At 44.7% G+C, this 12,864-nt stretch carries 10 protein-coding genes; 3 read left to right on the top strand and 7 right to left on the bottom strand.

Annotated elements, in window-relative coordinates; translation table 11 throughout:
• Nucleotides 1-57: 57 nt before the first annotated feature.
• The 5 genes from ACYVE4_RS18305 to fusA form a co-directional block, all read right to left on the bottom strand.
• Complete coding sequence (locus tag ACYVE4_RS18305) at nucleotides 58-981, bottom strand: rhomboid family intramembrane serine protease (RefSeq protein WP_461041642.1); 924 nt, start codon at nucleotides 979-981, stop codon at nucleotides 58-60.
• A gap of 2 nt (nucleotides 982-983) precedes the next feature.
• On the bottom strand, nucleotides 984-1,763 hold the full coding sequence (locus ACYVE4_RS18300) for a rhomboid family intramembrane serine protease (protein WP_461041641.1): 780 nt from the start codon (nucleotides 1,761-1,763) through the stop codon (nucleotides 984-986).
• 37 nt (nucleotides 1,764-1,800) lie between these two features.
• Nucleotides 1,801-3,861: a DNA mismatch repair endonuclease MutL gene (gene mutL / locus ACYVE4_RS18295; RefSeq protein ID WP_461041640.1), complete on the bottom strand. Its 2,061-nt coding sequence runs from the start codon at nucleotides 3,859-3,861 to the stop codon at nucleotides 1,801-1,803.
• Nucleotides 3,862-4,078: 217 nt separating this feature from the next.
• A complete protein-coding gene (gene rpsJ, locus ACYVE4_RS18290) occupies nucleotides 4,079-4,384 on the bottom strand; it encodes a 30S ribosomal protein S10 (RefSeq protein WP_020596417.1) in 306 nt (101 codons plus the stop codon).
• 108 nt (nucleotides 4,385-4,492) lie between these two features.
• Nucleotides 4,493-6,610 (bottom strand): elongation factor G, encoded by a 2,118-nt coding sequence (gene fusA, locus ACYVE4_RS18285; protein WP_461041639.1) that lies wholly within the window; start codon nucleotides 6,608-6,610, stop codon nucleotides 4,493-4,495.
• A 374-nt stretch (nucleotides 6,611-6,984) separates the two neighbouring features.
• Between fusA and ACYVE4_RS18280 the strand changes: the two genes are divergently transcribed.
• Together ACYVE4_RS18280 and ACYVE4_RS18275 are read left to right on the top strand one after the other, a co-directional pair.
• A complete protein-coding gene (locus tag ACYVE4_RS18280; RefSeq protein ID WP_461041638.1) occupies nucleotides 6,985-7,587 on the top strand; it encodes a hypothetical protein in 603 nt (200 codons plus the stop codon).
• A 197-nt stretch (nucleotides 7,588-7,784) separates the two neighbouring features.
• Nucleotides 7,785-9,575 carry an ABC transporter ATP-binding protein gene (locus ACYVE4_RS18275; protein ID WP_461041637.1) on the top strand — a complete coding sequence of 597 codons (1,791 nt, stop codon included), beginning with the start codon at nucleotides 7,785-7,787 and terminating at the stop codon, nucleotides 9,573-9,575.
• A gap of 166 nt (nucleotides 9,576-9,741) precedes the next feature.
• Here ACYVE4_RS18275 and ACYVE4_RS18270 read toward each other — a convergent pair whose 3' ends face one another.
• Nucleotides 9,742-10,425, bottom strand: a complete 684-nt coding sequence (locus ACYVE4_RS18270; protein ID WP_461041636.1) for a LexA family transcriptional regulator — start codon at nucleotides 10,423-10,425, stop codon at nucleotides 9,742-9,744.
• A 157-nt stretch (nucleotides 10,426-10,582) separates the two neighbouring features.
• On the opposite strand from ACYVE4_RS18270, the gene ACYVE4_RS18265 reads away from it, so the two are divergent.
• Nucleotides 10,583-11,848: a DNA polymerase Y family protein gene (locus ACYVE4_RS18265; RefSeq protein WP_461041635.1), complete on the top strand. Its 1,266-nt coding sequence runs from the start codon at nucleotides 10,583-10,585 to the stop codon at nucleotides 11,846-11,848.
• 6 nt (nucleotides 11,849-11,854) lie between these two features.
• On the opposite strand, the gene ACYVE4_RS18260 is transcribed toward ACYVE4_RS18265, so the two are convergent.
• Nucleotides 11,855-12,673, bottom strand: coding sequence for an Fpg/Nei family DNA glycosylase (locus tag ACYVE4_RS18260; protein WP_461041634.1), 819 nt, complete (start codon nucleotides 12,671-12,673; stop codon nucleotides 11,855-11,857).
• Nucleotides 12,674-12,864 lie beyond the last annotated feature (191 nt).

Here is a 12,864-nt window from a genome sequence, read left to right as displayed (position 1 = left end):
AACGCAGAGGATTAGATTTTATAAAGAAATGATTTTATTATTCAGGATACATACCCGCTAATTACGCTGACTAGCCCGGAAAAGTTTCTGCTTTTCTTCGCGAGTTAAGCTTTCGTAACCAGAGCGTGAAATCTTATCCAAAATGTTATCGACTTCATCCTGATCCGGCGTCGACATAGTTGATGCTGTTCCTGATGAGGATACGTAGGAGCTCCCCTGTGTACTGGCATTACTGCGCTGGCGGTATGAAACCTTAATTGGTGGCTTTGGTTTCAGTAAATTACTCCAGCCATCTGCGATCCAGTAAATTGGACGGCCTAGATCTGTACCGTTCTGGAGCAATTTAACATAAAAGAATCCCATTAAAGCGCCACCTAAGTGAGCTAGATGTCCACCCGCGTTGATTCCTGCTGACTGAGCAATTGACAGAACGATAAAAAAGAAAACGATATACTTAATTCGGACGGGGCCAAAAAAGAGTAAGTGAAATGTATAGTTTGGCAACAATGTTGCCGCCCCCACTGCAACCGAAAACGCAGCTGCTGAAGCGCCCAACATCTGCGCTGTAGCCGCCCGCATTTGAAAGTAAGGTACTAAATTGAATAGGGTCAGATAAAGCAAACCGCCAGCTAAGCCGCCCATAATATAAAGACCTACCAGGCGTCGGTTGCCTAAATATTCGTCAATTAACCGACCGAACCAGTATAGGAAAAGCATATTGTAGAGAATATGAAAAATATCCTCGTGGGTGAAAAAGTAGGAAAATAATGTCCAGGGTTTATGCAAAAAGGCCTTTATATCCCCAGGAATTGTTAATTGCTCCAGAATGAAATAATAAATGGGTTCATTCTGGGCCATGGTCAGACCAACTTTCGTTAGCAGGAGCACCAGAAAGACAACCGTATTAATTAAGATCAATTGCACCAACGTATTGTTGGGCTTATTGAATTCGCTTCGAAAATCCTCGAACAACCCGCTCATCACTAATAAAACGTTTTTCGCTGGGACCCCCAGTATTTCACCAATATAAATGCAAACAACATGCCGCCGATATGTGCGAAATGAGCGACATTGTCGGCTTGCGCCCGATAGATACCCGAATATAGTTCAAAGGCTCCGTAGAAGATAACGAGCCACTTTGCCTTGATCGGTATAGGTGGAAACAATAAAAATAGCTGAGTGTTCGGAAACAACAGTCCATAACCCATTATTACACCAAAAATTGCACCAGAGGCACCAACCATGGGTTCATCGACCTGGTTGGTAAATAGCTGATTCACAAACCCAATACTAGTCTGAATCAGCTGACTACTAGTCGGGTTACTCCTAAATTTTTCCATAAATGGCAGTAGCTGATCATAATACGAAGCCGCATGCTGATCAACAAATGCCGAAAAGTTATCATACCCAGGAGCTGCCCGATACGCTTGAACTGACTCATATACGTCGTGCATCTCGTAATAGTTTACACCTGAGAATAAGAAAGCTGACCCTAATCCACAAAAAAAGTAAAAGAACGTAAAACGACGCGGTCCCCAGAACTGCTCGAGCATTGGCCCAAAAACGATCAACCCAATCATATTACTCAAAATATGGTTAAAGCTGCCATGTAAAAACATGTGCGTCAATAACTGAATTGGATTGAACCGGTCAGACAGAAACGAATGAAGACCAAATTGTTCAATAATGGCATTATTCGTAACCAGAAAAACCAGAACGTTTATTATTAATAGAGCCCGAACTACCGGCGTAAAGTTAAACATCGTTATATCAACTAAATTAGGCTGATTTACTTAATTATCAGCGCAAAAGACCTGCAATTTTATCCAACGTAAGCACAACCGTTATTGGTTCGCCTGTGGGCGTATAACTGGGGTTGGTTGAGGCAAACAATTGGTTTACTAACGTTCGACATTCGGCAGCGCCCAAACGAACGGCGTGGTGTGAAGAAGACCGTTTTGCCAGCGAACGAGCCATCGATTCAATTTTATCCAATTTCAATCGGCCTGTATCGGCACGCAACTGCGCTAATAAATTCGCAAAGAGTTCTTCTTCGTTTTCGCCCATTGTCAACGCCGGAACGCCCCGAATAACAAAGGTATTAGCCCCTAATTCATCGAATTCAAACCCCAGGTTTGTCAGGTCTTCGCGGAGATCGAGAGCTAATTGAAAATCAACAGGTGATAGCGTGATTGTTTTCGGAAATAGTAATTGCTGCGAAACACCATTCTGCTTGGTTAGGGCAGCCTGAAATTGGTCATATAAAATTCGTTCGTAAGCTCTCCGCTGATCAATTAGCAAGACCCCCGATTTGATGGGAGCTAAAAGATACCGATTCTGTACCTGAACGATATTTTCATCTTCAACCAGCGTTGGTGTTGACCGCTCTGTCGAGACCAAATCGACTTTTAGTTGATTCGCCCGACTGCCAAGCGTAATCGGTTCGTTTTCGTCTGATGGCTGACTAGTAGAGGAGTCATCCTGTTTAGCAGGGCCCAGCCAATCGCCGGTAATTTCGGATGAATCATTCGAATTGGACCCTCCTGTATTTCCGTCTGACAAGTTTTGCCAATTATTAACGGATGGCTTTGGCGTTGCCTTGCTCGGTAAATCAAAACTACTTCCTGCTGCCTTGTCCAGGGATTCATTGCGTCGGGAACTCCGCTCGTTGACAGGCTGTGATTGAGAACCGCCCGATGCCCAGGAAGGCGTAATCGGCCGAGGAAAGCCTCCATCTGTAGCATTTGCCTTTGACTTGGCAACAATAGATTCTCCCCCTGATTTTCCGACAATGGACGATGACTTGGGTATAGCAGGAGTTACTCCTGCTAAAAAGTTTACATCCGAATCAAAATCAAGCGAAGGCGTCAGATTATACAACCCGACGGCTTTGCGAACGGCAGCCATCATAATGGCATACACTGACCGCTCATCGTCGAATTTTATTTCAGTTTTAGTCGGGTGAATATTGATGTCAATGTGTGACGGGTCAATATCTATAAACAAAACATAAAAAGGATGGCTTCCTTCGGGCAGTGTACCTTCATAAGCACCTATGACGGCGTGGTGCAGGTAATTATGTTTGATATAGCGATTGTTGACAAAGAAAAACTGCTCGTTTCGCGCTTTCTTGGCTGATTCGGGTTTGCCGATGTACCCATGTACAGTTACATAAGGCGTTTTTTCTTCGCAATGATTTAATTGCTCCCGATAGCTCTTCCCAAACATATCTACAATCCGCCGGCTCAGCTTTCCGGCTGGCAGATTATAGATTTCCTGATCGTTATGGAATAATGAAAACGCTACTTCTGGATTCGCTAAGGCAACGCGCTGAAATTCGTCGATGATATGACGCATCTCAACCGAGTTTGACTTAAGGAAGTTACGGCGGGCCGGAACGTTAAAAAATAAATTCTTGATGAGCAGATTTGTACCCGGCAGACAAGTGATGGGTTCCTGCGTTTTGATATCCGATCCTTCAATACGAATAAGCGTTCCCAGCTCTTCTTCAGCCCGGCGCGTACGCATTTCAATTTGCGCTACGGCTGCAATGGAGGCCAGTGCTTCGCCCCGAAAACCCATCGTGCGAATTTTAAAGAGATCGTCTGAGGAGCGAATTTTTGAAGTTGCATGGCGCTCAAAACTCATGCGAGCATCGGTTTCAGTCATACCAACGCCATCATCTACAATCTGAATCAGATTGCGACCCGCTTCCCGAATGATCACCTGTACGGATTTCGCTTTAGCATCGACCGAGTTTTCAAGCAATTCCTTTACAACTGAGGCCGGTCGTTGTACAACTTCACCAGCGGCAATCTGATTCGCTATCGAGTCGGGTAGTAGCTGAATGACGTTTAACATAACGACTGAAATCTACTGATCTTGTTGTTCACTGTATCTATACAATATACAAAAATAACGGGTAGATAGATCGTATAATTCGAATAAAATATGGAAGAGTTTATTGAGTAAGGATTCATTTCTTAACCCATTGGTTTAAAGATGGGTTCTCAATAAGAAACTATAAAAAAAGCCGCTGGTTCGAACCAGCGGCTTTTAAGCCTTTAAGCTAAATTCATTAGACTTTGATTTCTACATCAACACCACTAGGCAGTTCCAGTTTCATCAGAGCATCAACCGTTTTTGCGCTGCTGCTATAAATGTCAACCAGACGTTTGTAGGTGCAAAGCTGGAATTGCTCCCGCGCCTTTTTGTTGACGTGGGGCGACCGCAGAACCGTATAGATTTCTTTGTTGGTTGGCAGGGGGATAGGGCCGCTAACAACAGCCCCTGTCGATTTAACCGCTTTCACGATTTTCTCTGCCGACTTGTCAACCAGCATGTGGTCGAACGACTTCAGTTTAATGCGAATTTTTTGGCTCATTGTGTTGTGGTTCGTTAAGTTAAACGTGTACGCCGAAAGAACCATTTACTCCGACGACACAAAAAATGGGCAACGATTCAATGAATCGTTGCCCAATATCTAAAAGGCTTACGCCCTCACAGCACCTTTTTCTTTGGCAACAACGGCGTCTGAAATGTTCTGTGGTACAACTTCGTAATGTGCGAACGTCAGGTTAGCCGTAGCACGGCCAGACGACATCGTACGCAAATCCGTTACGTAACCGAACAGTTCAGAAAGAGGAACGTCTGCTTTGATCACTTGCGATCCAGCTTTCGTGTCCATACCTTTCATTACACCACGACGACGGTTCAAGTCACCTGTGATTGGACCGGTGTATTCTTCTGGTGTCAGAACTTCGACAGCCATGATTGGTTCGAGCAGTTTCGGACCAGCCTGACGAGCTGCTTCCCGGAAGCCTAACCGAGCGGCCATTTCGAACGAAAGCGAATCGGAGTCAACGTCGTGGTAGGAACCGTGGAACAACCGGACTTTCATGCTTTCGAGCGGGAAACCAGCCAGCGGACCGTTTTTCAGCGATTCGTCGAAGCCTTTCTGTACGGCAGGAATGAATTCTTTTGGAATCACACCGCCGACAATACCATTCACGAACTGTAAACCAACTTTCGTGCTGCCATCTTCTTCTAGGTCACGTGGCCCCAGTTCGAATACGATATCAGCAAACTTACCACGTCCACCCGATTGCTTTTTGTAAACTTCGCGGTGTTCAACGCTCTTGGTCAGCTTCTCTTTATAAGCTACCTGTGGAGCACCCTGGTTTACTTCAACCTTGAACTCACGACGCATACGGTCGATGATGATTTCGAGGTGAAGCTCACCCATACCCCGGATGATCGTCTGGCCAGTTTCTTCGTTCGACTCAACTTTAAGGGTTGGGTCTTCTTCGATCAACTTACCAATTGCTTTCGAGAAGTTGTCCTGATCGGCCGTTTTCTTCGGCTCGATAGCATATCCAATAACTGGATCTGGGAATACCATCGATTCAAGAACGATTGGGTTCTTTTCATCTGACAGCGTATCGCCAGTTTTGATGTCTTTGAAACCAACTACAGCACCGATGTCACCCGCTTCCAGACGTTCGATCTGGTTTTGCTTATTGGCGTGCATCTGGAAGATACGAGAAATCCGCTCTTTGTTACCCGAACGGTTGTTCAGGATGTAAGAACCCGATTCCAGCACACCAGAGTACGAGCGTACGAAGCACAACCGACCTACGTAAGGATCAGTGGCGATTTTGAACGCCAGAGCAGAAAAAGGCTCCGATGCCGATGGCTTCCGCGAGATTTCTTCGCCCGTGTCAGGATTTGTTCCTTTGATGCTTTCCTTGTCCAATGGTGAAGGCAATAGCGCCATCACGTAATCGAGCATGGTTTGCACACCTTTATTTTTGAACGAAGAACCGCAAAGCATCGGAACGATTTTCATCGCAATGGTTGCCTTCCGAAGAGCAGCCAGCATTTCAGCTTCTGTGATCGACTCTGGATCTTCGAAATATTTCTCCATGAGATGATCGTCGAATTCAGCAACAGCTTCGAGCAATTTCTCGCGCCATTCTGTCGCTTCTTCAAGCATATCGTCAGGGATCGGAACAACCTGGAAGGTCATACCTTTGTCAGACTCGTTCCAAACGATACCCCGGAAGTTAACGAGGTCGACAACACCTTTGAAGTTATCTTCTTCACCAATTGGCAATTGGAGCGGAACGGCATAGCTACCTAGCATTTCCTTAACCTGCTTGCACACGTTGAGGAAATCGGCGCCAGAACGGTCCATTTTGTTTACGAAGCCCAGACGAGCTACGTTATAGTTGTTAGCCAGACGCCAGTTGGTTTCCGACTGAGGTTCAACGCCATCAACGGCGCTAAATAGAAACACCAGTCCATCAAGTACGCGCAGGGAGCGGTTTACTTCTACCGTGAAGTCAACGTGACCTGGGGTGTCGATGATGTTGATGTGATACTTTTGGTCGCGGTAGGTCCAGTCAACAGTCGTAGCCGCTGAGGTAATCGTAATACCCCGCTCTTGCTCCTGCTCCATCCAGTCCATGGTGGCAGCTCCGTCGTGTACCTCACCAATTTTGTGGCTTACCCCGGCGTAATAGAGAATCCGTTCGGTGGTAGTCGTCTTACCCGCATCGATGTGGGCAGCGATACCGATGTTTCTCGTGAAATTTAAATCGCGAGCCATTAGCTTGTTATACTGAAAGTTATGTTTTTCTAATCCAGAAGGAAAGGGACGTTACGGCTGACCGAATTACCCCTTTGTAAATCAGGACGCAAAATTACTGAAATTCAATCAGAAAAGCAACTGATTTATAAAAGAATAAACGAGAAACTATTCTCCTTTTGGGCTCATTTATGAGCGATTGCTTCTTGAAAAAAGAGCACATGCCGCCAGTAATTGCGATTGCAAACAAACTCAACGATGCCAGATAGGGGCTACTTGATCGTTCAGGACGCTGATTTGATCAGTTAGTAGTATGTATCGTTCAATTGGTATAATTAAGGCACGACTTTTTGGCTGAATTGTCGTCTCTACATATTCACCAAATATGTGTTCGAATGCAAAAATTACTTGTTGTAGTTGCTCTGTTACTTACTACGCTGGCACAAGCCCAGGATTACAAACCATTCAAAGTAAATGTTTCAGTTGGCTATGCACAACCTGCTGGTAGCGGCCTTTCCGGTGGATTTCTGTTTGGTATTGAACCAAAGTATAGTGTGAGCCCCCGGCTTGATTTAGGAGTTCGTCTGGAAACCGCATTGATGGTTCGCGGGGTCTCTTTTGACAATAATAAAGCTACTGGTGTGGCATCAGGATTTACTTCCGCTCTCCTCACCGCGAATTATTTATTCGGCCCCTTTGGCGATTCAAATTTTCGCCCATTTCTGGGAGCAGGGCTCGGTATATTCTCAGTTTCCTCAGGTGGGACTGTTTCTTTCGATCAGGGTCAAACAACAGGACAACTCTATATAGCTGATTATAGCACAATTGGAGGATTAGCGCGCGCCGGAATCAAAGTAGGGCATTTCGTATTTAGCATTGACTATAATGCCGTCCCGGCCCACACCTACCGATTAGCCAATACCACTATTGACTTCGCAACAAAAAGCTCATACACAGGCTTTCGCCTGGGATTTGATTTAGGGGGAGGACGTAGATAGCATTCAGAATTTCTGAGTATCTGAGCAAAAGCTCTACTGAAATCTTGCATCCTAAACAAGATTTCAGTAGAGCTTTTCATTAAATGGTACTTTGCAAGATTACGTAAACAACCTCGTTACAGACGTACTGGATAAACGGGAACCTTGCCAATCTGCTTTTGTTACGGCTTTGGAATGTGTTCAACAGCCATAGAATCATGCAAAATCCATATATAGCCTTACTTCGAACAGCCTGGACGTATGCACGGCATGAGAAGCGACAGTATATGCTGGTTTATGCCTTACTCATCATGGCAAATCTGGTTGCTGCTCTGCGTCCATTATTGTTTGGTTGGTTTATTGGCGAACTACAAAAACAAGATACGTCGATTCTGAGATTAGTATGGCTTTACGTCGGAGGTTATGTAGCGCTGGAAATATTGGAATGGGCTTTTCATGGCCCAGCGCGGATAATGGAACGGCGATTGGCCTTCAACCTAAGTCGGAATTTTCTGGACGAATTGTTTCACCAAACCTTGCATCTGCCCGTTGGCTGGCACAAAGATCACCATAGCGGAGCTACAATTAATCGAGTTCGTAAGGCGTACGATGCACTGAAAACCTTCTTTCAGGACGGCTTTATCTATCTTCAGGCATTGGCAAAATTTGTGTTTTCGTTCGGAGCTATGCTCTATTTTTCACCCGCTTTTGGCTTAGTTGGTGTTGCATTAGGGGCATTAACAATCTGGGTAATTCTGCGTTTTGACCGCCCTTTTATCAAAGCTTTGGACGAAACCAACGAGCGGGAACACGTCGTTGCGTCCACGTTGTTCGATAGCCTTTCCAATATTATTACGGTGATTACGCTCAGGCTCGAACAGCGTATTCAGGAAAGTTTGCAGAGTAAAGTAGCAGCTGTTTTCCCGCCCTTCATGCGGCAGGTGAAAATTAATGAGTGGAAGTGGTTTGTGGCTTCCATGCTGGTTGCACTCATTTATATCGTATTAGCCATGGGCTACATTTATCAGCACTATGTACCGGGGCAAGTATTTCTAATTGGAGGACTCGTGACATTGTTAGGCTATGTCAATCAGTTTACAAGCGTATTTAATGACATTGCTTGGCAATACACGCAGATTGTTCAATATAATACCGATGTACAGACAGTCCGCAGCATTCGGGAAGCCTACGCCAAACATGAACGTCCCGAACATGAAACGTTGCCAGATGATTGGCAGATAATTGATATTAAAGGGCTTAATTTCTCGCATAATCGTCCTGCCAGCTCATCGCAAAAAGTAGCTAATCTAGCTGATTTGCACATCCGATTAAGTCGAGGTAAACGTATCGCATTTATTGGTGAAAGCGGATCCGGTAAAAGCACGCTTCTAACTTTATTGCGAGGCTTGTATCAACCTGAACTGGGTGTATCGGTTATGGTTGACGGACAATCATTTCCGGATTTGAATGCGATTGCGAATACAGTAACCCTCTGTCCACAAGAGCCAGAAATATTTGAAAATACAATCGCCTATAACATTACCCTTGGTTTACCCTTTGAAGAGGATGAAGTAAAACAGGTTTGCCGCGTTGCCCGATTTGAGGAAGTGATAAAACACTTGCCAAACGGACTGGAAACCAATATTCAGGAAAAGGGCGTAAATTTATCAGGCGGTCAACGCCAACGATTAGCGTTAGCACGTGGAGTGCTCGCGGCTCGTACCAGCGATATCGTTTTGCTGGATGAGCCAACCAGTAGTGTAGACCCAAAAACGGAATTGGAAATTTACCGCGAACTTCTGCGTGAATTTGCTGACAAAGCAGTTGTCTCGACTTTACACCGACTTCACCTGCTACCTCTTTTCGACTACGTATATATAATGAAGGATGGTCGAATTGTGGATGAAGGGACTTTTTTATCCCTTAGTAGGCATAGTACTATTTTTCAGGATATGTGGGCGCACCAGAAAGAAGTGCTGAATCAGTCAGTTAAAGAGGAAAGTTTGTAGCGAACCTGTTTGACAATTCCCTTTCTGAAAAGAGTTATTTTTTTGTCATTCCGACGCTAAGAGGAATCTCAATCTTGACTTATTGGCGAATTTGAGATTCCTCTTAGCGTCGGAATGACAAAAAGGCTAGTCAGTTCTGGCAGAATATGGAAACAACAGAATCAATCTATTCTACCGGGGCTTCGACGATGGAGACAATCTTCCAGATGCCGCGGATGTCCTGTAAAGGTACGGTTACGTTCCCACCGTTTGGATTGTCGGAGTGAAGAGTTAGATAACGCTTGGTTATGAGTTCGTTATCGCGGATACGTTTCACAACGAAATAGTCGCGGTACATTACCGCATAAACTCCTCCTGACTGATATTCCCAATTGCTATCACTAACAGGAATGGCTAGTACTTTGGCTCCGTGTATGAGCTGCGGGCTCATACTATTGCCAGAAATCTCCAAAACTACAGCCTGTTTATAGCCCTTCATCAGCGCTTTTCTGACTCGGAATGACTCGGTATCTGTCGTCGCAATCCCGTCGGCATAACTCTCTACAAAACTGGCGTAGAATTTAACCGGTACAAAGGGTACCTCGATTGTATTCTCGTCAGAATCAGACTGAACTAAACGGACGTTTGTTTCAGGCACATTGAGTATAGGCAACGTACCACGGATCAGATAATCAGCACTGATTTGCGGATAACAGGTTAGCAAACTCATGATCGTATCGTACGATGGTTTAGCACGACCGTTCAATATGTTGTAAAACTTCGATGGATTTTCGCCTAACTCTTTAGAAATCTGATAAATCGTTATGCCTAATGCGTCGAAAACCTGCTTTAGTCGATCCTGGATAGTCACAGTTTGGGTAAATTTTTAAAACAATTTTGGTGAATTAATGTCTGGATAGTTGACTATTACAATATAAGTAAAATATATTGCACTTGTATTATAAAAAATCATACTACAAATATAGACGTATGCTATGACTAAAAGCCACATTAGTCACTAAAAATTAATGAAAAGAAACCGTCTAAGCAACCATACATTACCAACCGTACTGTTTATCGATATGAACAGTTTCTTCGCTTCCTGCGAACAGCAAGTCAATTATTGGCTTCGTGGTCGTCCGGTGGGTATATGTGTGTATACAGGGCGGCATGGGTGTATTATAGCCCCGTCGATAGAGGCTAAAAAAAGAGGAGTCAAAACAGGAATGCGTCTGGATCAGGCTATTGCAATCTGCCCCGAACTGGTTCCGATAGAAACGCATCCGAATCGGTATCGGGAATTTCACGTCAAAATTATTGACGTACTCCGAACATTTTCGGATGATGTAGTGCCCAAAAGCATAGACGAAGCTGTGGTAGATTTAACGAACTACCAGCTAGTCTATAAAGATATGCAGCAAACCGCGATGGCGATCAAACAGGCAATTCGGCAGCAGGTTGGTGACTGGTTGAAATGCTCGATTGGCATTGCGCCCAATGTGTTTCTGGCCAAACTGGCTTCGGATGTCCAAAAACCCGATGGTCTGACTGTTATAACGCCCGAAACCATTGATGATGTCCTTCGTAAACTAGCCCTTACAGATTTGCCCGGTATCGGTCAACGTATGGCGGCTCGGCTGGAAGATGGCGGTATTTATACACCTCTTGACTTGCGTTATGCGTCACCCCAACATCTAAAAGCGGTCTGCCGAAGTATTATAGGTTGGCATTGGCATATCCGATTGAATTTCGGTGGAGAAGTCGACTATGATACCGCTGAAGACAATAAAAGCATGTCGGCTATGCGCACGATTTCGACGGAACAACGCTGCTCGCCCGAACGGTTGGATGAACTGTTGCAAGCACTTTGCCTAACGCTCGAACGGCGAATGGTGCGTAAAGACATTTTTTGCCAGGACTTATCCTTTTCCTGTCGTTATCAGACCGGAAGGACCTACAATTTTGAAGTACATTTTCCCGAGCCAAAACAGGATGGGCCAGAACTCTATCAAATCATTCGGGAACGGCTAGAGCGATTTCAGACAGCGCATCGGTGCGAGCCAGTTCTGAATGAACACTTGCGAAGTATGTGCGTAGCCGTTTTTCGATTTATACCCGCCGAGATGGTGCCGCTCAATTTATTCGATCCCGACACGCGCAAAAATAAACTCCGGAAAACACTCTACGATCTGAAAACCAAATTCGGTGCTGACAAATTGATACGGGCTACTGAACTGCGCGACAATCCTATATATCGAGACGTAATCGGCTTCGGAAATATCAAGGATTTGTAGTTTAATTCACGGCAAGATCTGCTCCTTTGGACAAAAGAAAGTCGTACGCCCACCAACTTCTGAACGTTCAATGCGTGTTTTGCAACGGGGACAGAATTTATGCGCTTCTACGTCATCATACGGCGAATCGTCCCACTCGCGAACGTGAATCAGAAAATTGATAGGGAAATCCCGGTAGGTGGCTTCATAGCGAATGGCTGTTTCGAGAACTAATCGGATAGCTACGTGAAGTTGATTGATCTGATGATCCGTAAGTGTATTCGCCCGTTGTTCAGGATGAATACGTGCCTGAAACAACACTTCGTCAACGATCCAATTTCCTAGGCCAGCTACAACACTCTGATCTAATAAGACAGGTTTAATAAACGCTTTTTTAGGGCGAATGTGCGCTGCGAGTTCAGCTTCAGAAATATCGAGTCCATCCTCTGCAATTTTCTTTCGTTTAAGAAACGAGTCGATATCATCAATTAGACCGATTCGCTCAAATTTGCGAGGGCAAAGAAATCCAAGATTAAACCCATTTGTGAATTCAAATACGATCCGGGCGAACCGGGGTCGATCCAGTGAAGAGTGATAATATTCCAGATCACCCGTCATTCCGAAATGCATATGAACGACGACGTCGGGCTTATCAGTCAGAATAAATAGATTTTTGCCAACTCGACGTGTTTCGATGAATTGACTGCCTACTAACGTGTGAAGAAGCGTAGTATAATCTGTTGTTAGCAGCTTACGATCCTCCACTTCAATATGAGCAATAGGCTGATGAAGGGATGACGTTTCGAGGTACTGTCGGCGGATTTCGACTTCTGGAAGTTCTGGCATTCGTCATTTGTTTGCACTATCAACCAATCTAGTTTCAGGTTGTTTTTATCCCATTAAATAAGTGTTTTGTGTAACTTTTAAAGATAAAGTATACTTTTCAAATTTATCTTACGGCATATCTTGTTGATAATCAATAGGTGAAAATAGGGGGTTTTGCGGGGAGGCTTGAAACCTTTTTTTAGATTGTTGAG

It is taken from the genome of Spirosoma harenae (assembly GCF_054776975.1).
Note: the sequence above shows the minus strand (reverse complement) of the source record. Positions and strands in the feature narration are given on the sequence as shown.

What these genes read in the sequence shown, in the direction of transcription:
- ACYVE4_RS18305 (WP_461041642.1), bottom strand. Translation starts at nt 981, where the DNA reads ATGAGCGGGTTGTTCGAGGATTTTCGAAGCGAATTCAATAAGCCCAAC.
- fusA (WP_461041639.1), bottom strand. Translation starts at nt 6,610, where the DNA reads ATGGCTCGCGATTTAAATTTCACGAGAAACATCGGTATCGCTGCCCAC.
- ACYVE4_RS18275 (WP_461041637.1), top strand. Translation starts at nt 7,785, where the DNA reads ATGCAAAATCCATATATAGCCTTACTTCGAACAGCCTGGACGTATGCA.
- rpsJ (WP_020596417.1), bottom strand. Translation starts at nt 4,384, where the DNA reads ATGAGCCAAAAAATTCGCATTAAACTGAAGTCGTTCGACCACATGCTG.
- mutL (WP_461041640.1), bottom strand. Translation starts at nt 3,861, where the DNA reads ATGTTAAACGTCATTCAGCTACTACCCGACTCGATAGCGAATCAGATT.
- ACYVE4_RS18265 (WP_461041635.1), top strand. Translation starts at nt 10,583, where the DNA reads ATGAAAAGAAACCGTCTAAGCAACCATACATTACCAACCGTACTGTTT.
- ACYVE4_RS18300 (WP_461041641.1), bottom strand. Translation starts at nt 1,763, where the DNA reads ATGTTTAACTTTACGCCGGTAGTTCGGGCTCTATTAATAATAAACGTT.
- ACYVE4_RS18280 (WP_461041638.1), top strand. Translation starts at nt 6,985, where the DNA reads ATGCAAAAATTACTTGTTGTAGTTGCTCTGTTACTTACTACGCTGGCA.
- ACYVE4_RS18260 (WP_461041634.1), bottom strand. Translation starts at nt 12,673, where the DNA reads ATGCCAGAACTTCCAGAAGTCGAAATCCGCCGACAGTACCTCGAAACG.